This window comes from Pseudomonas arvensis, from assembly GCF_056688935.1.
Window position 1 is genome coordinate 6051473 of record NZ_CP162038.1, and the last position, 21429, is coordinate 6072901.

General features: G+C 61.0%; 22 protein-coding genes and 1 pseudogene. 11 read left to right on the forward strand and 12 right to left on the reverse strand.

Annotated features, from left to right (window positions below; translation table 11 throughout):
• Positions 1 to 51 precede the first annotated feature (51 nt).
• The gene (locus tag AB3G88_RS27655; protein ID WP_099586004.1) at positions 52 to 405 is read right to left on the reverse strand and encodes a RidA family protein; all 354 of its coding nucleotides are present in this window, start codon (positions 403 to 405) and stop codon (positions 52 to 54) included.
• Positions 377 to 1678, reverse strand: coding sequence for a D-amino acid dehydrogenase (gene dadA, locus AB3G88_RS27660; RefSeq protein ID WP_099586005.1), 1302 nt, complete (start codon positions 1676 to 1678; stop codon positions 377 to 379). The genes AB3G88_RS27655 and dadA overlap by 29 nt, the downstream gene beginning before the upstream one ends.
• A 155-nt stretch (positions 1679 to 1833) precedes the next feature.
• On the opposite strand from dadA, the gene AB3G88_RS27665 reads away from it, so the two are divergent.
• Entirely contained in the window at positions 1834 to 2322 is a 489-nt protein-coding gene (locus tag AB3G88_RS27665; RefSeq protein ID WP_003176896.1) for an Lrp/AsnC ligand binding domain-containing protein, read from the forward strand.
• A 26-nt stretch (positions 2323 to 2348) separates the two neighbouring features.
• Here the strand turns inward: AB3G88_RS27665 and AB3G88_RS27670 are convergent, their stop codons facing one another.
• Positions 2349 to 2702, reverse strand: a complete 354-nt coding sequence (locus AB3G88_RS27670; RefSeq protein WP_099586006.1) for a YkgJ family cysteine cluster protein — start codon at positions 2700 to 2702, stop codon at positions 2349 to 2351.
• A gap of 115 nt (positions 2703 to 2817) precedes the next feature.
• On the opposite strand from AB3G88_RS27670, the gene AB3G88_RS27675 reads away from it, so the two are divergent.
• A complete protein-coding gene (locus tag AB3G88_RS27675) occupies positions 2818 to 4110 on the forward strand; it encodes an NAD(P)/FAD-dependent oxidoreductase (RefSeq protein ID WP_099586007.1) in 1293 nt (430 codons plus the stop codon).
• Here AB3G88_RS27675 and AB3G88_RS27680 read toward each other — a convergent pair whose 3' ends face one another.
• Entirely contained in the window at positions 4111 to 4335 is a 225-nt protein-coding gene (locus AB3G88_RS27680; RefSeq protein ID WP_480452538.1) for a DUF1127 domain-containing protein, read from the reverse strand.
• A 166-nt stretch (positions 4336 to 4501) separates the two neighbouring features.
• Between AB3G88_RS27680 and AB3G88_RS27685 the strand changes: the two genes are divergently transcribed.
• Together AB3G88_RS27685 and AB3G88_RS27690 are read left to right on the forward strand one after the other, a co-directional pair.
• Positions 4502 to 5926, forward strand: coding sequence for an aminotransferase-like domain-containing protein (locus tag AB3G88_RS27685; protein WP_099586009.1), 1425 nt, complete (start codon positions 4502 to 4504; stop codon positions 5924 to 5926).
• 62 nt (positions 5927 to 5988) lie between these two features.
• Positions 5989 to 7554, forward strand: coding sequence for a phospholipase D family protein (locus tag AB3G88_RS27690; protein WP_480452540.1), 1566 nt, complete (start codon positions 5989 to 5991; stop codon positions 7552 to 7554).
• Between the two features lie 60 nt (positions 7555 to 7614).
• Here the strand turns inward: AB3G88_RS27690 and AB3G88_RS27695 are convergent, their stop codons facing one another.
• Together AB3G88_RS27695 and AB3G88_RS27700 are read right to left on the reverse strand one after the other, a co-directional pair.
• A complete protein-coding gene (locus AB3G88_RS27695) occupies positions 7615 to 8757 on the reverse strand; it encodes an MFS transporter (protein WP_112192754.1) in 1143 nt (380 codons plus the stop codon).
• Between the two features lie 150 nt (positions 8758 to 8907).
• Positions 8908 to 10401, reverse strand: a complete 1494-nt coding sequence (locus AB3G88_RS27700) for an aldehyde dehydrogenase (protein WP_099586012.1) — start codon at positions 10399 to 10401, stop codon at positions 8908 to 8910.
• Between the two features lie 230 nt (positions 10402 to 10631).
• Between AB3G88_RS27700 and AB3G88_RS27705 the strand changes: the two genes are divergently transcribed.
• Positions 10632 to 10994 carry a cupin domain-containing protein gene (locus tag AB3G88_RS27705; protein ID WP_480452543.1) on the forward strand — a complete coding sequence of 121 codons (363 nt, stop codon included), beginning with the start codon at positions 10632 to 10634 and terminating at the stop codon, positions 10992 to 10994.
• A 72-nt stretch (positions 10995 to 11066) separates the two neighbouring features.
• On the opposite strand, the gene rpmG is transcribed toward AB3G88_RS27705, so the two are convergent.
• Together rpmG and rpmB are read right to left on the reverse strand one after the other, a co-directional pair.
• Complete coding sequence (gene rpmG, locus AB3G88_RS27710) at positions 11067 to 11222, reverse strand: 50S ribosomal protein L33 (RefSeq protein WP_003176906.1); 156 nt, start codon at positions 11220 to 11222, stop codon at positions 11067 to 11069.
• 11 nt (positions 11223 to 11233) lie between these two features.
• Positions 11234 to 11467, reverse strand: coding sequence for a 50S ribosomal protein L28 (gene rpmB, locus AB3G88_RS27715; protein WP_003176907.1), 234 nt, complete (start codon positions 11465 to 11467; stop codon positions 11234 to 11236).
• Positions 11468 to 11925: 458 nt separating this feature from the next.
• Between rpmB and AB3G88_RS27720 the strand changes: the two genes are divergently transcribed.
• Complete coding sequence (locus AB3G88_RS27720) at positions 11926 to 13518, forward strand: ABC transporter substrate-binding protein (RefSeq protein WP_480452546.1); 1593 nt, start codon at positions 11926 to 11928, stop codon at positions 13516 to 13518.
• Between the two features lie 29 nt (positions 13519 to 13547).
• On the opposite strand, the gene radC is transcribed toward AB3G88_RS27720, so the two are convergent.
• Positions 13548 to 14222: a RadC family protein gene (radC, locus tag AB3G88_RS27725; protein ID WP_112192758.1), complete on the reverse strand. Its 675-nt coding sequence runs from the start codon at positions 14220 to 14222 to the stop codon at positions 13548 to 13550.
• A 143-nt stretch (positions 14223 to 14365) separates the two neighbouring features.
• Between radC and coaBC the strand changes: the two genes are divergently transcribed.
• The 4 genes and pseudogenes from coaBC to argB all read left to right on the forward strand — a co-directional run bounded on the left by coaBC (position 14366) and on the right by argB (position 18622).
• Positions 14366 to 15574, forward strand: coding sequence for a bifunctional phosphopantothenoylcysteine decarboxylase/phosphopantothenate--cysteine ligase CoaBC (gene coaBC, locus AB3G88_RS27730; RefSeq protein WP_480452548.1), 1209 nt, complete (start codon positions 14366 to 14368; stop codon positions 15572 to 15574).
• Between the two features lie 5 nt (positions 15575 to 15579).
• Positions 15580 to 16035: a dUTP diphosphatase gene (dut, locus tag AB3G88_RS27735; protein ID WP_112192759.1), complete on the forward strand. Its 456-nt coding sequence runs from the start codon at positions 15580 to 15582 to the stop codon at positions 16033 to 16035.
• A 240-nt stretch (positions 16036 to 16275) separates the two neighbouring features.
• A pseudogene (locus tag AB3G88_RS27740) lies at positions 16276 to 17697 on the forward strand (phosphomannomutase/phosphoglucomutase); the annotation flags it as partial.
• 19 nt (positions 17698 to 17716) lie between these two features.
• The gene (gene argB / locus AB3G88_RS27745; RefSeq protein ID WP_015886532.1) at positions 17717 to 18622 is read left to right on the forward strand and encodes an acetylglutamate kinase; all 906 of its coding nucleotides are present in this window, start codon (positions 17717 to 17719) and stop codon (positions 18620 to 18622) included.
• A 56-nt stretch (positions 18623 to 18678) separates the two neighbouring features.
• Here argB and pyrE read toward each other — a convergent pair whose 3' ends face one another.
• Entirely contained in the window at positions 18679 to 19323 is a 645-nt protein-coding gene (pyrE, locus tag AB3G88_RS27750; RefSeq protein WP_099586019.1) for an orotate phosphoribosyltransferase, read from the reverse strand.
• A gap of 82 nt (positions 19324 to 19405) precedes the next feature.
• On the opposite strand from pyrE, the gene AB3G88_RS27755 reads away from it, so the two are divergent.
• Positions 19406 to 20185, forward strand: coding sequence for a catabolite repression control protein Crc (locus AB3G88_RS27755; protein ID WP_003195493.1), 780 nt, complete (start codon positions 19406 to 19408; stop codon positions 20183 to 20185).
• A 58-nt stretch (positions 20186 to 20243) separates the two neighbouring features.
• On the opposite strand, the gene AB3G88_RS27760 is transcribed toward AB3G88_RS27755, so the two are convergent.
• Both AB3G88_RS27760 and rph read right to left on the reverse strand, forming a co-directional pair.
• Positions 20244 to 20612 (reverse strand): DUF4870 domain-containing protein, encoded by a 369-nt coding sequence (locus tag AB3G88_RS27760; protein WP_480452551.1) that lies wholly within the window; start codon positions 20610 to 20612, stop codon positions 20244 to 20246.
• Between the two features lie 22 nt (positions 20613 to 20634).
• Complete coding sequence (rph, locus tag AB3G88_RS27765) at positions 20635 to 21357, reverse strand: ribonuclease PH (protein WP_016975928.1); 723 nt, start codon at positions 21355 to 21357, stop codon at positions 20635 to 20637.
• Positions 21358 to 21429: the final 72 nt, after the last annotated feature.

Here is a 21429-nt window from a genome sequence, read left to right on the forward strand (position 1 = left end):
AGAAAAACCGGCACCGACCAACTGCTTCGGCACCGGGAGAGGGATCTTGGTTTAAGGCAGCGCGGCCACAACGGACAGCTCTACCAGGATTTCTGGCTCACACAGTTTGGCTTCAACCGTGGCGCGGGCCGGAGCGACGCCCTTTGGCAGCCACGTGTCCCACACCGCGTTCATGCCGGCGAAATCGGCGTCGATGTCTTTCAGGTAGATCGTCACGGACAAAAGCCTGGTCTTGTCGGTGCCGGCCAGGTCCAGCAAGCGCTCGATATTGGCCAGGGTTTCACGGGTCTGCTGTTCAATTGCGGCGTTCATGTCGTCACCGACTTGCCCGGCCAGGTACACGGTACCGCTGTGGACGACGATCTGGCTCATGCGCTCATTGGTGAGCTGGCGCTGGATTGACATGTTGTGCGGACTCCTGGTGGTTGCCGTAACGGGAAATATCGAGGCCCGCGGCACTGATTTGCGGGGTTTTCCTGGCCATCAGATCAGCCAGCAAGCGGCCGGAGCCGCAGGCCATCGTCCAACCGAGGGTGCCATGGCCAGTGTTCAGGAACAGATTCTTGAAGGGAGTGGCACCGACAATCGGTGTGCCGTCGGGGGTGGTCGGGCGCAGGCCGGTCCAGAACTCGGCAGCAGCCAGATCGCCGCCCTGAGGATAAAGGTCGTTGACGATCATCTCCAGGGTTTCGCGCCGACGCGGGTTAAGCGACAGGTCAAAACCGGCTATTTCAGCCATGCCACCGACACGGATGCGGTTGTCGAAACGGGTGATCGCGACCTTGTAGGTCTCGTCAAGGATGGTCGAAGTCGGCGCCATCGCCGGGTTGGTGATCGGCACGGTCAGCGAGTAACCCTTGAGCGGGTACACCGGCGCCTTGATCCCCAGCGGCTTGAGCAGCTTCGGCGAGTAGCTGCCGAGGGCGAGCACGTAGCGGTCGGCGGTTTCCAGCTTGCCGTCGATCCACACGCCGTTGATACGATCACCGGCATGGTCGAGGCGCTGGATATCCTGTTCGAAGCGGAACTCCACGCCCAACTGCTTGCACATGTCGACCAGGCGAGTGGTGAACATCTGGCAATCGCCGGTCTGGTCGTTAGGTAGACGCAGGGCACCGGCGAGAATATCGGTGACGCTGGCCAGGGCCGGTTCAACGCGGGCAATGCCGGCGCGGTCGAGCAGTTCGAAGGGCACGCCGGATTCTTTCAATACGGCGATGTCTTTGGCGGCGCCATCCAACTGGGCCTGGGTGCGGAACAGCTGGGTAGTCCCCAGGCTGCGGCCTTCGTAGGCAATGCCGGTCTCGGCGCGCAATTCGTCGAGGCAGTCGCGGCTGTACTCGGACAGGCGCACCATGCGCTCCTTGTTCACTGCATACCGGCTGGCGGTGCAGTTGCGCAGCATCTGCGCCATCCACAGGTATTGATCGATATCGGCCGTGGCCTTGATTGCCAGCGGCGCGTGGCGTTGCAGCAGCCACTTGATTGCCTTGAGCGGCACGCCCGGTGCGGCCCATGGCGAGGCATAGCCCGGCGACACCTGGCCAGCGTTGGCGAAGCTGGTTTCCATGGCAGCGGCTGGCTGGCGGTCGACCACGACCACCTCGAAACCGGCCCGAGCCAAATAGTAGGCACTGGTCACACCAATGACGCCGCTACCCAAGACCAGAACGCGCATTTTTATATCCTCATCGCGGCTTGGCCGCCGACGTGTGTTGTTCGAGCAATGATGAGCGCAGTATAAAAAGCAATCACCAGTGCATTTCACTATATAAATGCCTATATTTGGCGACAATTCTCGGCAGAAACCCTTTTCACAGAGGCGTATCCCCTATGCGTACCAACACCCAGACCAAGCGGGAGCTGGACAAGATCGACCGCAATATCCTGCGCATCCTGCAAACCGACGGGCGTATCTCGTTCACAGAGCTGGGTGAAAAGGTCGGGCTGTCGACCACGCCATGCACCGAACGGGTCCGCCGGCTGGAGCGCGAAGGGATCATCATGGGCTACAACGCGCGGCTCAATCCCCAGCATTTGAAGGGCAGTCTGCTGGTATTTGTCGAGATCAGCCTCGATTACAAATCCGGCGACACCTTTGAGGAATTCCGCCGGGCCGTGCTGAAACTGCCCCATGTGCTGGAGTGTCATTTGGTGTCCGGCGACTTTGACTACCTGGTAAAAGCGCGGATTTCCGAGATGGCGTCGTACCGCAAATTGCTGGGCGACATTCTGCTCAAGCTGCCCCACGTGCGCGAATCCAAGAGCTATATCGTGATGGAAGAGGTGAAAGAGAGCCTGAACCTGCCGATCCCCGACTGACTGACACAGTTGATCGAGTAAAGCCGCTACACCAGCACCTGCCGGGTACTCGCCATGTACTCGTGGATCTGCTTCTCCACCCTCGGGTGAATCAGCTCCACCGGCCCCCGCCCATTGGGACATGGCAAGGTTTTGGTCGTGCCAAACAAGCGGCAGATCAACGGCCGCTCGTCATACACCGTGCAACCGTTGGGCCCCAGGTGCACACAGTTCAGCTCGTCCATTGCCGCGTCCTGTTCGGCAGCAGTCTTACGCGGCAGTCGCGACATTTCCTCGGGCGATGTAGTCACTGGCCCACAGCAGTCGTGGCAACCGGGGACGCACTCGAACGAAGGAATCTGACGGCGCAATGCGCTGACTTTCTGACTGTTGCAACTCATCGAAGCAGGTACCAAACGGCGAATAGGCGTAGATTCTGACGCAAAACGCACCGCACAGACAGCTTCGTCCGACCGCTGTATCCTGCGTCAAATTTTCCAAACAGGGATGCTCCCCATGACCGCCAGCGCCCGGCACACCGCTTCCTACTACGCCGCCAGCAGCCTGCCGCAGCCCGATTACCCGGTGTTGACCGGCGAAGTGACTGCCGACGTGTGTGTGATCGGCGGGGGTTTTTCCGGGCTTAACACCGCGCTGGAACTGGCCGAGCGTGGTTTGCGCGTGGTGTTGCTGGAGGCGCGCAAGATCGCCTGGGGCGCCAGCGGGCGTAATGGCGGGCAACTGATTCGCGGCGTCGGCCACGGCCTGGACCAGTTCACCAATGTGATCGGCAGCGATGGCGTGCGCGAGATTAAGCTGATGGGCCTGGAAGCCGTCGAGATCGTGCGTGAGCGCGTCGAGCGCTACCAGATCCCCTGCGACCTGACCTGGGGCTACTGCGACCTCGCCAACAAGCCTCGCGACCTGCACGGGCTCGCCGAAGACGCCGAAGAACTGCGCAGCCTCGGCTATCGCCATGAAGTGCGCCTGCTGCAAGCTACCGAGATGAGCAGCGTCATCGGTTCCGACCGCTATGTGGGCGGCATGATCGACATGGGGTCAGGCCACCTGCACCCGCTGAACCTGGCGCTCGGCGAAGCGGCCGCCGCGCAGCAGTTGGGCGCGCAGTTGTTTGAGCAGTCCGAAGTGACACGCATCGACTACGGCCCCGAGGTCAAGGTGCACACCGCCCACGGCCACGTGCGTGCCAGGACCCTGGTACTGGCCTGCAACGCCTACCTCAACGGCCTCAACCCGCACCTGAGCGGCAAAGTGCTGCCCGCCGGCAGCTACATCATCGCCACCGAACCCTTGAGCGAAGCGCAGGCCGCCAATCTGTTGCCGCAGAACATGGCGGTGTGCGATCAACGGGTGACGGTGGACTATTTCCGCTTGTCCGCCGACCGTCGCCTGTTGTTCGGCGGCGCCTGCCACTACTCCGGCCGTGATCCCCAGGACATCGGCGCCTACATGCGGCCGAAAATGCTGAAGGTGTTCCCGCAGTTGGCCGACGCGAAAATTGACTACCAGTGGGGCGGCATGATCGGCATCGGCGCCAACCGCTTGCCGCAGATCGGTCGGTTGGCGGATCAACCCAACGTGTATTACGCCCAGGCTTATGCGGGCCATGGCCTCAACGCCACACACCTGGCGGGCAAGCTGCTGGCCGAAGCCATCAGCGGCCAGCAGCAGGGGCGTTTCGATCTGTTCGCAAAGGTGCCGCACATCACCTTCCCCGGCGGCCAGCACCTGCGCTCGCCGCTGCTGGCGCTGGGGATGCTCTGGCACCGCCTCAAAGAGCTGGTGTGATCAACCGCGCCAGAAAGGCTTCAAGCCTTCCTGGCGCGCCTGCTCGGCAGTCAGTCCGATATCCTGCAATTGCTCGCAGGTCAGGCTCAGCAAAGCCTTGCGCGTGTGGCGACGGTGCCAGAACAGGCTCCAGCGGTTACCCGTGAGCGCAGACAGTGCCCGCTCCTGCCCTGCTTCCAGTTCCTGACTGTGTAGCGCCAGCCGCACATCGCTCATGCCGTTCATGTTGTTGCCCCTCAGTGGCGTGTTGCCTTGAGTGACAAGCATGGGCGAACGGCAAAAACCATTACAGATTCAACCTACCTTTATTAAATCCATACAGACACTGCCTATGGGCCAGTGAATCCTGTATTTTCTCTCTATCTGTACTGGTCCACTGGGAGCGACCGTCATGACCCTTTATGTCAATCTCGCCGAATTGCTGGGCACCCGCATCGAACAGGGCTTCTATCGCCCCGGTGATCGATTGCCGTCCGTGCGGGCCTTGAGCGTCGAACATGGGGTCAGCCTCAGCACCGTGCAACAGGCTTATCGCCTACTGGAAGACAACGGCCTGGCGATGCCCAAGCCCAAGTCCGGCTACTTCGTTCCCGTTGGCCGCGAGCTGCCGGCCCTGCCGGAAATAGGCCGCCCCGCCCAACGCCCGGTAGAAATCTCCCAGTGGGACCAAGTGCTGGAACTGATTCGCGCTGTGCCGCGAAAAGACGTCATACAGATGGGCCGGGGCATGCCGGATGTATTGTCACCCACCCTCAAACCCCTGCTGCGAAGCCTTGCCCGCGTCAGCCGGCGCCAGGATCTGCCGGGGCTGTATTACGACAACATCCTCGGCTGTATGGAACTGCGTGAGCAAATCGCCCGGCTGTCGTTGGATTCCGGCTGCCAGTTGACCGCCGAAGACATCGTGATCACCACCGGCTGCCATGAGGCGCTGTCCGCCAGCATCCACGCCATCTGTGACCCCGGCGATATCGTCGCGGTGGACTCGCCGAGCTTCCACGGCGCCATGCAGACCCTCAAGGGACTGGGCATGAAAGCCCTGGAAATCCCCACTGACCCCATCACTGGCATCAGCCTCGAAGCCTTGGAGTTGGCCCTGGAGCAGTGGCCGATCAAAGTCATTCAGTTGACCCCCAACTGCAACAACCCGTTGGGCTACATCATGCCGGAGGCACGCAAACGCGCTTTGTTGACCCTGGCACAGCGTTTTGACGTGGCGATCATCGAAGACGATGTGTATGGCGAATTGGCCTACAGCTACCCGCGCCCGCGCACCATCAAATCCTTCGACGAAGATGGCCGCGTGCTGCTCTGCAGTTCCTTCTCGAAAACCCTGGCGCCGGGCCTGCGCATTGGCTGGGTGGCACCGGGGCGCTACTTGGAACGGGTGCTGCACATGAAATACATCAGCACCGGCTCCACCGCGACCCAACCGCAGATCGCAATTGCCGAATTTCTCAAGGGTGGGCATTTCGAGCCGCATTTGCGGCGCATGCGCACCCAATACCAGCGCAATCGCGACTTGATGCTCGATTGGGTCAGCCGCTATTTCCCGGCGGGCACGCGCGCCAGCCGCCCCCAGGGCAGCTTCATGCTGTGGATAGAACTGCCGGAGGGCTTCGATACTCTGAAACTCAACCGGGTGCTCATAGAACAAGGTGTCCAGGTCGCCGTGGGAAGCATCTTTTCTGCATCGGGCAAGTATCGGAACTGCCTGCGTATGAACTACGGTGCCAAGCCAACCCCGCAGATTGAAGAAGCGGTGCGCAAGGTCGGTGTCGCGGCGATAAAGATGTTGGCCGAGTCGGCGGACTGACCTTTCGCGAGAAATCGCCGTCATATGCCGACAACCGCCCTGAACTGGAAGCGCCTCCCTTGATGATTCGACGGCTTTTACCGTTTTGCCTGTTGGGAGCCCTGACCCTGGGTGGCTGCGCCACAGTGAGCACACCGCGTATCCCCAGCGACGCACTGCCGGCAGCACAGTCGTCGTTCGGCCGCTCGATCCAGGCCCAGGCCGCGCCTTACCAGGGCCGCTCCGGTTTCCGCCTGTTGCCCAACAGCAGCGAAGCCTTCATGGCCCGCGCCGAGCTGATCCGGAACGCCCAGACCAGCCTCGATCTGCAGTACTACATCGTCCACGACGGCATCAGCACGCGCATGCTGGTGGATGAACTGCTCAAGGCCGCCGACCGTGGCGTGCGTGTGCGCATCCTGCTGGACGACACCACCAGCGACGGCCTCGACCAGATCATCGCCACCCTCGCCGCCCACCCCAAGATCGAGATTCGCCTGTTCAATCCCCTGCACTTGGGGCGCAGCACCGGTGTGACGCGGGCCATGGGCCGCCTGTTCGACCTGTCGCTGCAACACCGGCGCATGCACAACAAGCTGTGGCTGGCGGACAACAGTGTGGCCATCGTCGGCGGGCGAAACCTGGGGGATGAATATTTCGACGCCGAGCCAAACCTGAATTTCACCGATATCGACATGCTCAGCGTAGGGCCGGTGGCCGAGCAGCTCGGGCACAGTTTCGATCAGTACTGGAACAGCGCCCTGAGCAAACCGATTGACGATTTTGTCTCAAACAGCCCCTCTAAAGGCGACCTGGCTGCCGCGCGCGTGCGCCTGGAGGCGTCGTTGGCCGAGTCACGCCAGCAGAATCACGCGCTGTACAACCGCCTGCGCACCTACCAGACCCAACCGCGCATGGACATCTGGCGCCGCGAGCTGATCTGGGCCTGGAACCAGGCGTTGTGGGACGCACCGAGCAAGGTGCTGGCCAAGGCCGACCCGGACCCACGCCTGCTGCTGACCACCCAACTCGCGCCGGAGCTGGAAGGCGTCAACCATGAGCTGATAATGATCTCGGCGTACTTCGTACCGGGGCAGCCTGGGCTGGTGTACCTGACGGGGCGCGCCGACGCGGGTGTATCGGTGAGCCTGTTGACCAACTCCCTTGAAGCCACCGATGTGCCGGCCGTGCACGGCGGCTATGCGCCTTATCGCAAGGCGCTGCTGGAGCACGGGGTCAAACTCTATGAACTGCGCCGCCAACCCGGCGACGGCGGTGGCAGCAGCCCGCACCTGTTTCGCCGGGGCTCCTTCCGAGGTTCGGATTCCAGCCTGCACAGCAAGGCCATGATCTTTGATCGGACGAAGTCGTTTATCGGCTCGTTCAATTTCGACCCCCGCTCTGTGTTGTGGAATACCGAAGTCGGCGTCTTGGTGGACAGCCCCGAACTGGCGGAACACGTGCGCAACCTGGCGTTGCAAGGCATGGCACCCGCCTTGAGTTACGAGGCGAAACTGCAGGACGGCAACGTGGTGTGGATCACCGAAGATGACGGGCAACTGCACATGCTGACCCGCGAGCCTGGCAGTTGGTGGCGGCGGTTCAATGCGTGGTTCGCCACCCGCGTCGGCCTGGAACGCATGCTCTGACACAACGCAAATCCTCTGCGGGAGGCCGCAAGCCCCTCCCACAGAGGATCGCATTTCAAATCAGGCTGGCTGTGCGGCACCGAATGCGCCCTGGCGCAGCAATAGCACGACCAACCCCAACGCCCCCGCCGCCATCAACAGCGGCAGGGCATGCCCGTTGATCCACTGGCTGCCCGCCCCGGCCACCAGTGGCCCGATCAGGCAACCGATGCCCCACAGCTGGGCGATGTGGGCATTGGCGCGCACCAGCGCATCGTCGCGATAACGCTCGCCGATCAGGATCAGCGACAGGGTAAACAACCCACCGGCACTGGCGCCGAACAACACCCATATCGGCCAGATCAACAGCGTGTGCAACGTCAACGGAATCGCCAGGCTGGACACCAGCAACAACACAGCACAACTCAGGAACAACGTGCGCCGTGGCAGGTAGTCGGCCAGCGCACCGATGGGCAGTTGCAGCAGCGCATCGCCGACCACCACCGTGCTGACCATCGCCAAGGCAATCTCGGCGGTAAAGCCTTGTTGCAGGCAATACACCGGCAGCAGCGTCAAGATCATCGCTTCGAACGCGGCGAACAGCGCCACCGCCCAGGCAATCGCCGGCAGGCTGCGGCAAAAGCGCCACAGCTCGACGAAAGTCACGCTGAACGAATCGGCGGTGGGTGCGCCGGAGCGTCCCAGCAATGCCAGCGGGGCAATCACCAACAAAGCCACGCCGACCCAGATGCCATAGTCATGGTCGGTGCCGATCACGCCCAGCAGCAGTGGCCCGGACAGCTGGCTCAAGGCATAACTGCAGCCATACAGCGCCACCAATCGGCCACGCCACTGCTCCACCACTAACTGGTTGATCCAGCTTTCACCGAGGATAAACACGATGGTCAGGATCACCCCGATCATCAGGCGCAGCACCAGCCATATCGGGTAGCTGGGCAGGATCGCCAGTAAACCGATGGACACCGCACCGCACCACATACACAGACGCATCAGATTGGCAGTGCCGAGCCATGCGGCCAGCCGGCTGGAGACCTTGGCGCCAAGCAATACGCCGAACGCCGGCATGGCCGCCATCACACCAATGGCGAAGCTGCCGTAGCCCCAACCTTCCAGACGCAGGGACACCAGCGGCATGCTGACACCCAGCGCCAAGCCGACGCTAAGTACCGAGGCCAGGACGGCGAAATAGGTCGCCCAACGCATTGCCACGCTCCTGTGGATAATTCTTGAGAACACACAAAACAGTGTGGGAGGGGACTTGCCCCCGATGGCGGCGGGTCCTTGAGCACGTTAAGTGCCTGACACACTGCTATCGGAGGCAAACCTCCTCCCACCTTCGACCTGCGGTGTTGCTTAGAGCTTGATCCAGGTCGACTTCAGTTCGGTGTATTTGTCGAACGCATGCAGCGACTTGTCGCGACCGTTACCCGATTGCTTGAAGCCACCAAACGGCGCAGTCATGTCGCCGCCGTCGTATTGATTGACCCACACGCTGCCGGCGCGCAGGGCCTTGGCGGTCAGGTGCGCTTTGGAGATGTCAGCGGTCCACACGGCGGCAGCCAGGCCATACACCGTGTCGTTGGCAATCTTGATCGCCTCTTCGGCGCTGTCGAAGGTGATCACCGAAAGTACCGGGCCGAAGATCTCTTCCTGGGCGATCTTCATGGCGTTGGTCACGCCGTCGAAAATCGTTGGCTCGACGTAGGTACCGCCGGTTTCTTCCAGGATGCGCTTGCCGCCGGCCACCAGTTTGGCGCCATCGGCGTGACCTGCTTCGATGTACGACAGCACGGTGTTCATCTGCTGGGTGTCCACCAACGCGCCGACGGTGGTTGCAGGGTCCAGCGGGTTGCCGGGCTTCCAGGCCTTGAGCGCCTCGATGACCAGCGGCAGGAATGTATCTTTGATGGAGCGCTCCACCAGCAGGCGCGAGCCGGCGGTACAGACTTCACCCTGGTTGAAGGCAATGGCGCTGGCTGCAGATTTCGCGGCGGCTTGCAGGTCCGGGGCGTCGGCGAACACGATGTTCGGGCTTTTGCCGCCGGCTTCCAGCCATACGCGCTTCATGTTCGACTCGCCGGAGCGGATCAACAGCTGCTTGGCGATCTTGGTCGAGCCGGTGAATACCAGCGTGTCGACGTCCATGTGCAGCGCCAGCGCATTGCCGACGGTGTGGCCGTAGCCCGGCAGCACGTTGAACACGCCTTTCGGAATACCGGCTTCAACCGCCAGGGCCGCGATACGGATGGCGGTCAGCGGGGATTTTTCGGACGGCTTGAGGATCACCGAGTTACCGGTGGACAACGCCGGGCCGAGTTTCCAGCAGGCCATCATCAGCGGGAAGTTCCACGGCACGATGGCGCCAACCACACCCACCGGCTCGCGGGTTACCAGGCCCAGTTGATCGTGCGGCGTGGCAGCGACTTCGTCGTAAATCTTGTCGATGGCCTCGCCGCTCCAGCTCAGGGCATTCGCCGCGCCGGGTACGTCGATGTTCAGGGAGTCGCTGATCGGCTTGCCCATGTCCAGGGTTTCCAGCAGCGCCAGCTCTTCGGCATTGGCCTTGAGCAGCGCCGCGAAACGGATCATGGTGGCTTTGCGTTTGGCCGGCGCCAGGCGCGACCAAGCGCCGGAATTGAAGGTGGCGCGGGCATTTTCGACGGCGCGCTGGGCGTCGGCGGCGTCACAGCTGGCAACAGTGGCCAGCAGACGGCCATCGACCGGGCTGATGCATTCGAAGGTGTCACCGGAAACAGCGGCGGTGTATTCGCCATTGATGTAGGCGCGGCCTTCGATCTTCAGATCCTTGGCGCGTTGTTCCCAGTCGGCACGGGTCAGGGTGGTCATGCGAGTGTCCTCCTCTTGTTGAATACAAGGGCCAGGCGATGTCCCCCGGCAGCCTCAAAGAATGCTTGCCCGCCAGCCAACTGTTCGGCTCAAAGGCAGTTGCCACCCTAAACCAGCGGCTGGGGATGTTTCAATATATTTGACATAACGCCGGTAAACGCCCTTGCGATGTTCATTTTAATAAACATAGACTTTGGGCTCTCCAACCCCAGGCCAGACGGGACACGCACATGAGCATCCAGGACATCGTCGACTTCAGCCAAGCCACCACCGCCCCCGACCGCTATCGCCCTGCCGCCGAGAAAATCCTCAAGGGCGATCCCGAGCAGACGGTCTACAACCACTACAACAGCCCATGTGGCCAGATGAGTGCGGGGGTCTGGGAAGGTGAGGTCGGGCAGTGGAAGGTCAGCTACACCGAGCATGAGTACTGCGAGATCGTGCAGGGTGTGTCCGTGCTGCGCGACACAGAGGGCAACGCCAAGACCTTGCGCGCCGGCGACCGCTTCGTGATTCCCGCCGGCTTCAGTGGCACCTGGGAAGTACTGGAACCCTGCCGCAAGATCTATGTGGTGTTTGAACAGAAGGCCTGATCAACCAAATCCCACGCAAAAAAAAGCCCGACTCGTGAGAGACGGGCTTTTTTTCACAAGGAAGAAAATCAATTACTTGATTTTGCCTTCTTTGTAGATCACGTGCTTGCGAACGCGCGGGTCGAACATTTTCTTTTCGAGCTTGTCCGGGGTAGTACGCTTGTTCTTGTCGGTAGTGTAGAAGTGACCAGTACCGGCGCTAGAGATCATTCGAATCAATTCACGCATGATAGAGCTCCTTAGATCTTGCCAGCGGCACGGATTTCGGCCAGCACGACAGTGATGCCACGCTTGTCGATGATACGCATGCCTTTAGCAGATACACGCAGGCGAACAAAACGTTTCTCTTCTTCAACCCAGAAGCGGTGATGCTGCAGGTTCGGCAGGAAACGACGACGGGTTTTGTTATTTGCGTGGGAAATGTTATTCCCAGTCACCGGACCCTTACCGGTAACTTGACAGACTCTCGACATGCCTCAGCCCTCTAAAACCACATGCCCAACCCGGCATGGGTTGGCCGCTTAATCTCTCAGTCATTTGGCGCCAGGCGCCGCGTTTCTTTAAGGGTCTTACCGGCTACACCTACAGTGAAGGAACCGGGCCCCTAGAAAAGAGCGCTGCTTTATACCAGAAAGACCCTGACGCAACAACAGCGAGTGTGTTTTTACCGGAGTAAATCTCGGCCGTTGACGCCAGAACCGTTGCCAGGAGGGGCCGCTACAACAGCCGACCGCTCGTCGCACAGAATGATTTTCAGCGCCCGCGTGCACCGTGAAGTGCGCGACGAAACTATCTGAGGCGCCATCAAAACAGCATTTGAGCCAAAAGCACAGGCAAAAATGGGCTAGTCATTTATCAATCAGAGCACTACGGTAGGACTTTTCCAGACTGCACTCGCAGATGGGCCTTCGATCTGCAAAGGAAACCGAATATGCGCCTCGCTGCCCTACCGCTGTTGCTTGCCCCTCTTTTTATCGCTCCGCTGGCCTATGCCGCCACCAACCTGAGCGTGTGCACCGAGGCCAGCCCCGAAGGGTTTGATGTGGTGCAGTACAACTCGCTGACCACCACCAACGCCTCCGCGGACGTATTGATGAACCGCTTGGTGGACTTCGATGCCCCCAGCGGCAAGCTGGTGCCAAGCCTGGCCGACAGCTGGGACGTGTCGCCGGACGGCCTGACCTACACCTTCAAGCTGCACCCGAATGTGAAGTTCCACCGTACCGAGTACTTCACCCCCAGCCGCAGCCTGACCGCCGAAGACGTGCGCTTCAGCTTCGAGCGCATGCTCGACCCGGCCAACCCGTGGCACAAGATCGCCCAGAGCGGTTTCCCTCACGCCCAGTCGCTGCAACTACCGACACTGGTCAAGAAGATCGATGCGCTCGACCCACTGACCGTGCGCTTCACCCTGGACCATGCCGACTCCACCTTTCTCGCCGCCCTGAGCATGGGCTTCGCCTCGATTTACCCGGCCGAGTACGCCGACAAACTGCTCAAGGCCGGTACGCCCGAGAAGCTCAACAGCCAACCGATTGGCACCGGGCCGTTCATTTTCAGTCGCTTCCAGAAAGACGCCGTGGTTCGCTACAAAGCCAACCCGGACTACTTTGGCGGCAAACCGGCTGTGGATAACTTGATCTTCGCGATCACACCGGACGCCAACGTGCGCTTGCAGAAGCTGCACCGCGATGAATGCCAGATCGCCCTGTCGCCCAAGCCGCTGGATGTGGGCGAGGCCGAGAAAGACCCGGCCCTCAAAGTAGAAAAAACCGCCGCATTCATGACCGCATTCGTGGCGATCAACAGCCAGCACCCTCCCCTGGACAAGCCCGAAGTGCGTCAGGCGATCAACCTGGCCTTCGACAAGGCCAGCTACCTCAAAGCGGTATTTGAAGGCACCGCCGAAGCCGCCAACGGCCCTTATCCGCCCAATACATGGAGCTACGCCAAGGACTTGCCGGGTTATCCACAGGACCTCGACAAGGCCAGGGCCCTGCTCAATCGCGCCGGGCTCAAGGATGGCTTCAAGACCACCATTTGGACACGCCCCACCGGCAGCCTGCTGAACCCCAACCCGAACCTCGGCGCGCAACTGCTGCAAGCCGACCTGGCCAAAGTCGGCATCCAGGCCGAGATCCGCGTGATCGAATGGGGCGAGCTGATTCGCCGCGCCAAAGCCGGCGAGCATGACCTGCTGTTCATGGGCTGGGCCGGTGACAACGGTGATCCGGATAACTTCCTGACCCCGCAGTTTTCCTGCGCAGCGGTGAAATCCGGGACCAACTTCGCGCGTTACTGCGACCCTGCGCTGGACAAGCTGATCAGTGCCGGCAAGACCACCAGCGAGCAAGGGGTGCGCAGCAAGCTGTATCAACAGGCCCAGGCGCAGATCCAGCAGCAGGCGTTGTGGCTGCCGCTGGCGCATCCGACCGCTTTTGCCCTGGCCCGCAAGAATGTCGAGGGATACCAGGTGAGCCCATTCGGGCGCCAGGACTTCTCGAAGGTCAGCGTCAAGCCCTGAACCATGGCCCCCACCGCAAAGGGTGGGGGCTACATCCATCCGTACTCCGCCATCGACAATGGATCACCATCCCCCACGATGATGTGATCCAGCACCCGCACGTCCACCATCTCCAGCGCTTTCTGCAGGACTTTGGTCAATTTTCGATCAGCAGCACTCGGCTCCACGCTTCCCGAAGGATGGTTGTGACACAAGATCAACGCCGCCGCGTTGTAGGCCAGTGCGCGTTTGACCACCTGCCGGGGATACACCACCGCGGCGTCGATGGTGCCCTCGGATAATGCCTCGAAGCCCAATACCCGATGTTTTGAATCGAGAAACAGGCAGCCAAAGATCTCGTGGGGCTCATGGCGCAACAGCGCCTTGAGGTAACCCCGCACGACCTCCGGGCTTTCCAGCACTGACTCACTGCGCAAGTGTTCGGCCATATGCCGCCGGGACATTTCCAGTACCGCCTGCAGTTGGGCAAACTTCGCCGGCCCCAAGCCCAGTTGCTGGTTGAACAGCGCCTGGTTGGCCTCCAGCAGCGGGCGTAAGCCACCAAATTGGGCGAGCAGATGGCGCGCCAAGTCCACCGCGCTCCGACCGGCTACACCTGTGCGCAGAAAGATTGCCAACAACTCGGCATCTGACAAACTTGCCGCGCCCCATGCCAAAAGCTTCTCCCGCGGACGCTCTGCCGCCGGCCAGTCACGAATACTCATCCCACCTCCCTGTGCATGTGCGCCGCTGCTGCCTGACAGACGCTGTGTTATCGTAGGCCCTCTTTTTTGCGTGCGATTTCACCTGGGGAGGGGAGATCGCAGGCGTCACTGAACTGGCTTCACTGAACTGGAAAGGCAAACCAATGCAGCGTCTGTATCGGAAACGCATCGTTCTCGGCGTCGGCGGCGGCATTGCCGCCTACAAGAGCGCAGAGTTGGTTCGCAGGCTCCTGGACCAAGGCGCCGAAGTGCGCGTGGTCATGACTCGTGGCGGCAGTGAGTTCATCACCCCCCTGACCATGCAGGCCTTGTCCGGCCACCCGGTTCACCTGGACCTGCTGGACCCGGCGGCGGAAGCCGCCATGGGCCACATCGAACTGGCCAAATGGGCCGACCTGGTGCTGATCGCCCCAGCCACCGCGGACCTGATCGCCCGCCTCGCCCAAGGCATTGCCGACGACCTGCTGACCACGCTGGTACTGGCCACCGACGCCACCGTGGCCATCGCCCCGGCCATGAACCAGGCCATGTGGCGCGATCCGGCCACCCAGGCCAACACTCAACTCCTGCAAAGTCGTGGCCTCAAGGTGTTCGGCCCGGCGTCCGGCAGCCAGGCCTGCGGCGACGTGGGCATGGGCCGCATGCTCGAAGCCACCGATCTGGCCCAGTGCGCCGCCGAGTGCTTCCAGCACCTGGCCCTGACCGGCAAGCACGTGCTGATCACCGCTGGCCCGACCCAGGAAAACATCGACCCGGTGCGCTACATCACCAACCATAGCTCAGGAAAAATGGGCTTTGCGCTGGCAGAAGCGGCGGTCGAGGCAGGCGCACGTGTCACCTTGATCACCGGACCGGTGCATTTGCCGACCCCTGATCGCGTCACGCGAATCGACGTAGTCAGCGCCCGGGACATGCTCGCGGCCTGCGAAGCAGCCATTCCCTGCGACCTGTTTATCGCCTCGGCAGCGGTTGCGGACTACCGCCCGGAAGTCGTCGCCCCGCAAAAGCTCAAGAAAGACCCTACAAGCGGCGACGGCCTGCTCCTGCAAATGGTGCGCAACCCGGACATCCTGGCCACCATCGCCACCCGTCCAGACCGCCCGTTCAGCGTCGGCTTCGCGGCCGAGACCGAGCACTTGCTGGACTACGCCGCACGCAAATTGAAAGACAAAAACCTCGACCTGATCGTTGCCAATGATGTCGCCAACCCGAGCATCGGCTTCAACAGCGAGGAAAACGCCTGCAGCGTGATTGACCGCGACCTGCACGCCACCCTTTTCACCCAGACCAGCAAGGGCAAGATTGCCCGCCAGTTGATCTCTTTTATCGCCCAACGGCTGAACCAGGTTTAATTTCCATGCACGCTTTGCAAGCCAAGATCCTCGACCCACGCATCGGCACCGAATTCCCACTGCCGGCCTACGCCACCCCTGGCTCCGCCGGCCTGGACCTGCGCGCCATGCTCAAGCAGGACACCCTGCTTGAGCCGGGTCAGACCGTCCTGATTCCGACCGGCCTGTCGATCTACGTGGGCGACCCTGGCCTGGCGGCGCTGATCTTGCCGCGCTCCGGCCTGGGTCACAAACACGGCATCGTACTGGGCAATCTGGTCGGCCTGATCGACTCGGACTACCAGGGCGAGTTGATGGTGTCGTGCTGGAACCGTGGCCAGACTGCCTTCAACATCGTGGTCGGCGAGCGCATCGCCCAGCTGGTTCTTGTGCCGGTGGTGCAGGCGCACTTCGAACTGGTGCATGAGTTCGACGAAACCCAACGCGGCGCAGGCGGCTTCGGGCATTCCGGCAGTCTCTGACTAAGCTGAACCTGGCCGGGTGCTTCTGCCCGACCAGACGCCACCGCATGGCTTTTCAGGATGAAGAATGCGCGGAATTTATCAGCGAGATTTCCATAGTGAAATCAATGCATTACGCAAAAAAGAGCCAGGCCGCCAAACGCCGATGGCATTTTTGCACCACGAACTCTCTGCCGAAAACACCGTCATACCCTTCAGTTTGAGCCTACCGGTCAGCCACATTAAGGCCAGCCTTGCCCCCTTCAGATGGAGTTTCCCCCCGCGATGAGTACCGCAGCCCGAGTAGCCCCGACATTCCCCGACAGCATTTTTCGCGCCTATGACATCCGTGGCGTGGTGCCCAAGACCCTGACCGCCGAAACGGCCTACTGGATTGGCCGCGCCATCGGCGCCCAGAGCCTCGCCCAGGATGAGCCCAACGTTTCGGTCGGCCGCGACGGTCGCTTGTCCGGCCCGGAACTGGTGGAACAACTGATCCAGGGCCTGGCCGACGCCGGCTGCCACGTCAGCGACGTCGGCCTGGTACCAACGCCGGCGCTGTACTACGCCGCCAATGTCCTGGCCGGCAAGTCCGGGGTGATGCTCACCGGCAGCCATAACCCGTCGGACTACAACGGCTTCAAGATCGTCATTGCTGGCGACACCCTGGCCAACGAACAGATCCAAGCCCTGCATACCCGCCTGAAGACCAACGACCTGACCAGCGGCAAAGGCAGCATCACCAAGGTCGACATCCTGCAGCGCTACTCCGATGAAATCACCCGCGACGTCAAGCTCGCCCGCCGCCTCAAAGTGGTGGTGGACTGCGGCAACGGCGCGGCCGGCGTGATCGCGCCGCAACTGCTCGAAGCGCTGAACTGCGAAGTGATTCCGTTGTTTTGCGAGGTCAACGGCAACTTCCCGAACCATCACCCGGATCCGGGCAAACCTGAGAACCTGGTGGACCTGATCGCCAAGGTCAAGGAAACCGGCGCCGACGTCGGCCTGGCCTTCGACGGTGACGGCGACCGCGTCGGTGTGGTGACCGAGACCGGTGAAATCGTGTTCCCGGATCGCCTGTTGATGCTGTTTGCCCGTGACGTGGTGGCGCGCAATGCCAACGCCGAGATCATCTTCGACGTGAAGTGCACCCGCCGCCTCACCCCGCTGATCAAGGAATATGGCGGTCGCCCGCTAATGTGGAAGACCGGCCACTCGTTGATCAAAAAGAAAATGAAGGAAACCGGCGCGCTATTGGCCGGCGAAATGAGCGGCCACGTGTTCTTCAAAGAGCGCTGGTTCGGCTTTGACGACGGTATTTACAGCGCTGCGCGCCTGCTGGAGATCCTCAGCAAGGAAAAATCCACCGCCGAAGAGCTATTCCAGACCTTCCCGAATGATATTTCTACGCCAGAGATCAATATCCATGTGACCGAGGAGAGCAAATTCAGCATCATTGACGCACTGCACGATGCGCAATGGGGCGAAGGCGCCAACCTGACCACCATTGATGGTGTGCGAGTCGATTACGCCAAAGGCTGGGGCCTGGTTCGCGCGTCCAACACCACACCGGTGCTGGTCCTGCGTTTCGAGGCGGATACCGAGGCTGAGTTGCAGCGCATCAAGGACGTGTTCCACGCCCAGTTGAAACGTGTTGCCCCTGATCTCCAATTACCGTTCTGATTTTTTTCCGGAGCCCTGAATGACCCTCGAACGCGAAGCCGCTGCCAACACCGCCAAGGTCCTGTCCGAAGCGTTGCCTTACATTCGACGCTACGTCGGCAAGACGCTGGTGATCAAGTACGGCGGCAATGCCATGGAAAGCGACGAGCTGAAAACCGGCTTTGCCCGCGACATCGTGTTGATGAAAGCCGTCGGGATCAACCCCGTGGTAGTACACGGTGGCGGCCCGCAGATCGGCGACCTGCTCAAGCGTTTGTCGATCGAGAGTCACTTCATCGATGGCATGCGCGTCACTGACGCGCAGACCATGGACGTGGTGGAGATGGTCCTCGGCGGCCAGGTGAACAAAGACATCGTCAACCTGATCAACCGCCACGGCGGCAGCGCCATCGGCCTGACCGGCAAGGACGCTGAGTTGATCCGCGCGAAAAAACTGACCGTCACCCGTCAGACGCCGGAAATGACCCAGCCGGAAATCATCGACATCGGCCAAGTGGGCGAAGTGATCGGCATCAACACCGACCTGCTGAACCTGCTGGTCAAAGGCGACTTCATCCCGGTGATCGCGCCCATCGGCGTGGGCGCCAATGGCGAGTCCTACAACATCAACGCCGACCTGGTAGCGGGCAAGGTTGCCGAAGCGCTGAAAGCTGAAAAGCTGATGCTGCTGACCAACATCGCCGGCTTGATGGACAAGGAAGGCAAGGTGCTGACCGGCTTGACCACCCAACAGGTGGACGAGTTGATCGCCGACGGCACCATCTACGGCGGCATGCTGCCGAAGATCCGTTGCGCGCTGGAAGCGGTGCAAGGCGGCGTCGGTAGCTCGCTGATCCTGGATGGCCGCGTGCCGAACGCGATCCTGCTGGAAATCTTCACCGACACCGGTGTGGGCACGCTGATCAGCAACCGCAAGCGTCCTTAAAAACGCAGAAAACAAATGTGGGAGGGGGCTTGCCCCCTCCCACATTACTTGCTGTATCAGACGCCGAATTGCTCGCGGTACGCACGCACCGCCGGCAGATGCTGCTTGAGCTGCGGATCATCTTCCAGGAACTGCAACACCTGGTTCAACGACACGATACTCACGACCGGAATGCCGAAATCGCGCTCCACTTCCTGGATCGCCGACAATTCACCGTTGCCGCGCTCCTGGCGGTTCAGTGCGATCAACACGCCAGCGGCCTTGGCGCCGTCCTGGGAAGCGATGATCTGCATCACTTCACGGATTGCGGTACCCGCGGTGATGACATCGTCGATGATGAGCACGTCGCCGGTCAGCGGCGCGCCCACCAGGCTGCCGCCTTCGCCGTGAGCCTTGGCTTCCTTGCGGTTGAAGCACCAAGGCAGATCCCGCCCGTGATGCTCAGCCAAAGCCACTGCCGTTGTGGCCGCCAGGGGGATACCCTTGTAGGCCGGGCCAAACAGCACGTCGAAGGAAATACCGCTTTCAACGATGGCTGCCGCGTAGAAACGACCCAGCTGAGCCAGGGCCGAACCCGAGTTGAACAGGCCAGCATTGAAGAAGTACGGGCTGGTGCGCCCGGACTTGAGAGTGAACTCACCGAAGCGCAAAACGCCGCGATCGATGGCAAAACGAATGAAATCGCGTTGATACGCCTGCATGAAAAAAGCCTCAGATACCACGGATTTAGCTAATTAGGTAGACGGCGTGTATCATACACGCACGCGATTTTTGGGGCCATTTATGCGGATCATCAGTGTGAACGTTAATGGTATTCAGGCTGCAGTCGAGCGTGGTTTGCTCAGTTGGCTGCAAGCTCAGAATGCCGACGTCATCTGCCTGCAGGACACCCGCGCCTCCGCCTTTGAACTGGACGACCCAGCCTTCCAACTGGATGGCTACTTCCTTTATGCCTGCGATGCCGAAGTGCCCACCCAAGGTGGCGTGGCTTTGTACTCGCGGTTGCAACCCAAGGCGGTCATCAGCGGCCTCGGCTTCGAGACAGCCGACCGCTACGGGCGCTACCTGCAAGCCGATTTCGACAAGGTCAGCATCGCGACCTTGCTGCTTCCTTCGGGGCAGAACGGCGATGAAGACTTGAACCAGAAGTTCAAGCTAATGGACGATTTCGCCCGTTATCTGGATAAGCAGCGGCGTAAACGTCGCGAGTACATTTACTGTGGCTCGCTGTACGTGGCGCAACAGAAGCTGGATATCAAGAACTGGCGCGACAGCCAGCAATCCCCAGGCTTCCTGGCGCCGGAACGGGCCTGGATGGACGAGATTGTCGGCAATATGGGCTATGTGGATGCCCTGCGCGAAGTCAGCCGTGAAGGCGACCAGTATAGCTGGTGGCCGGATAACGAACAGGCCGAGATGCTTAATCTGGGCTGGCGTTTCGACTACCAGTTGCTGACCCCAGGTCTGCGCCGGTTTGTTCGCAGCGCACGCTTGCCACGCCAGCCGCGCTTCTCGCAACATGCGCCGCTGATCGTGGACTACGACTGGACACTGACCATCTAAGGTCTTTCTCCAGGCACAAAAAAACCGACATCGCTGTCGGTTTTTTTGTGGGCGATCATTATTTGACCAGACGCCAGGTCCAGGGGTATCGGTAAGCCGTGCCGTTATTGGCTTTAACGCCACCAATGATGGTCAGCACCAGCGCTGCAACCACCAGCACCAACATCAGCACAAAGCCGATCACCACAAAACCCAGCACCATGCAGACCAGCCAGGCGATGGCCACGGTAATCTGGAAATTCAGGGCTTCCTTGCCCTGATCATCGATAAGCGGGTCCATATCCTTCTTGATCTGCCACACGATCAGCGGCCCCAACAGGCTGCCAAAGGGGAATACCAACCCCAGAAACGCCGCGAAGTGACACAACATCGCCCACTGGCGAACTTCCTTGGTCGGTGCCGGGACCGGCATTTGACTGTCACTCATGGCGCTTCTCCTTGAAGGCGGCTTAGTCAGCCAGTGCGGCGTTCTGCAGTTCGAAGATTTCGGTCATGCCTTTCTGGGCCAGGGCCAGCATTGCATTCAGTTCGGCCGGCTGGAATGGCGCGCCTTCGGCGGTGCCCTGCACTTCGATGAAACCACCGGTGCTGGTCATCACGACGTTCAGGTCAGTCTCGGCAGCCGAGTCTTCCAGGTAGTCCAGGTCCAGCACAGGCTCGCCCTGGTACATGCCAACCGATACGGCAGCGATCATCTGCTTGAGCGGGTCGCCGCCTTTCAGGCCGCCACGTTTCTTGATCACTTTCAGTGCGTCGACCAGGGCCACCATCGCGCCGGTGATGGACGCGGTACGGGTGCCGCCATCGGCCTGGATCACGTCGCAGTCTACGTACAGGGTCACGTCGCCCAGCTTGGACATGTCCAGGGCTGCACGCAGGGAACGACCGATCAGGCGCTGGATTTCCAGGGTGCGGCCGCCCTGCTTGCCACGGCTGGCTTCACGCTGGTTACGCTCGCCAGTGGCGCGCGGCAGCATGCCGTACTCGGCGGTCAACCAACCCTGGCCCTGGCCCTTGAGGAAGCGCGGCACGCCATTTTCGACGCTGACGGTGCAAATCACCTTGGTATCGCCAAACTCGACCAGTACAGATCCCTCGGCGTGTTTGGTGTAGTTGCGGGTGATGCGGATCGAGCGGAGCTGATCGGCAGCGCGACCACTTGGACGTTTCATAGGGGATACCTGTACTGAGGACGAAAAACTGCCGGGCATTATAGAGCCGCGAACCGATTCGGGGCACTGCTA

Coding starts and splice junctions, on each gene's coding strand:
- AB3G88_RS27705 (WP_480452543.1), top strand. CDS start 10,632: ATGAGCATCCAGGACATCGTCGACTTCAGCCAAGCCACCACCGCCCCC.
- AB3G88_RS27680 (WP_480452538.1), bottom strand. CDS start 4,335: ATGAACGGCATGAGCGATGTGCGGCTGGCGCTACACAGTCAGGAACTG.
- radC (WP_112192758.1), bottom strand. CDS start 14,222: ATGAGTATTCGTGACTGGCCGGCGGCAGAGCGTCCGCGGGAGAAGCTT.
- AB3G88_RS27675 (WP_099586007.1), top strand. CDS start 2,818: ATGACCGCCAGCGCCCGGCACACCGCTTCCTACTACGCCGCCAGCAGC.
- dadA (WP_099586005.1), bottom strand. CDS start 1,678: ATGCGCGTTCTGGTCTTGGGTAGCGGCGTCATTGGTGTGACCAGTGCC.
- pyrE (WP_099586019.1), bottom strand. CDS start 19,323: ATGCAGGCGTATCAACGCGATTTCATTCGTTTTGCCATCGATCGCGGC.
- AB3G88_RS27720 (WP_480452546.1), top strand. CDS start 11,926: ATGCGCCTCGCTGCCCTACCGCTGTTGCTTGCCCCTCTTTTTATCGCT.
- argB (WP_015886532.1), top strand. CDS start 17,717: ATGACCCTCGAACGCGAAGCCGCTGCCAACACCGCCAAGGTCCTGTCC.
- AB3G88_RS27700 (WP_099586012.1), bottom strand. CDS start 10,401: ATGACCACCCTGACCCGTGCCGACTGGGAACAACGCGCCAAGGATCTG.
- AB3G88_RS27755 (WP_003195493.1), top strand. CDS start 19,406: ATGCGGATCATCAGTGTGAACGTTAATGGTATTCAGGCTGCAGTCGAG.
- AB3G88_RS27655 (WP_099586004.1), bottom strand. CDS start 405: ATGTCAATCCAGCGCCAGCTCACCAATGAGCGCATGAGCCAGATCGTC.
- rpmG (WP_003176906.1), bottom strand. CDS start 11,222: ATGCGTGAATTGATTCGAATGATCTCTAGCGCCGGTACTGGTCACTTC.
- AB3G88_RS27760 (WP_480452551.1), bottom strand. CDS start 20,612: ATGAGTGACAGTCAAATGCCGGTCCCGGCACCGACCAAGGAAGTTCGC.
- AB3G88_RS27690 (WP_480452540.1), top strand. CDS start 5,989: ATGATTCGACGGCTTTTACCGTTTTGCCTGTTGGGAGCCCTGACCCTG.
- AB3G88_RS27685 (WP_099586009.1), top strand. CDS start 4,502: ATGACCCTTTATGTCAATCTCGCCGAATTGCTGGGCACCCGCATCGAA.
- AB3G88_RS27665 (WP_003176896.1), top strand. CDS start 1,834: ATGCGTACCAACACCCAGACCAAGCGGGAGCTGGACAAGATCGACCGC.
- coaBC (WP_480452548.1), top strand. CDS start 14,366: ATGCAGCGTCTGTATCGGAAACGCATCGTTCTCGGCGTCGGCGGCGGC.
- AB3G88_RS27670 (WP_099586006.1), bottom strand. CDS start 2,702: ATGAGTTGCAACAGTCAGAAAGTCAGCGCATTGCGCCGTCAGATTCCT.
- rph (WP_016975928.1), bottom strand. CDS start 21,357: ATGAAACGTCCAAGTGGTCGCGCTGCCGATCAGCTCCGCTCGATCCGC.
- rpmB (WP_003176907.1), bottom strand. CDS start 11,467: ATGTCGAGAGTCTGTCAAGTTACCGGTAAGGGTCCGGTGACTGGGAAT.
- AB3G88_RS27695 (WP_112192754.1), bottom strand. CDS start 8,757: ATGCGTTGGGCGACCTATTTCGCCGTCCTGGCCTCGGTACTTAGCGTC.
- dut (WP_112192759.1), top strand. CDS start 15,580: ATGCACGCTTTGCAAGCCAAGATCCTCGACCCACGCATCGGCACCGAA.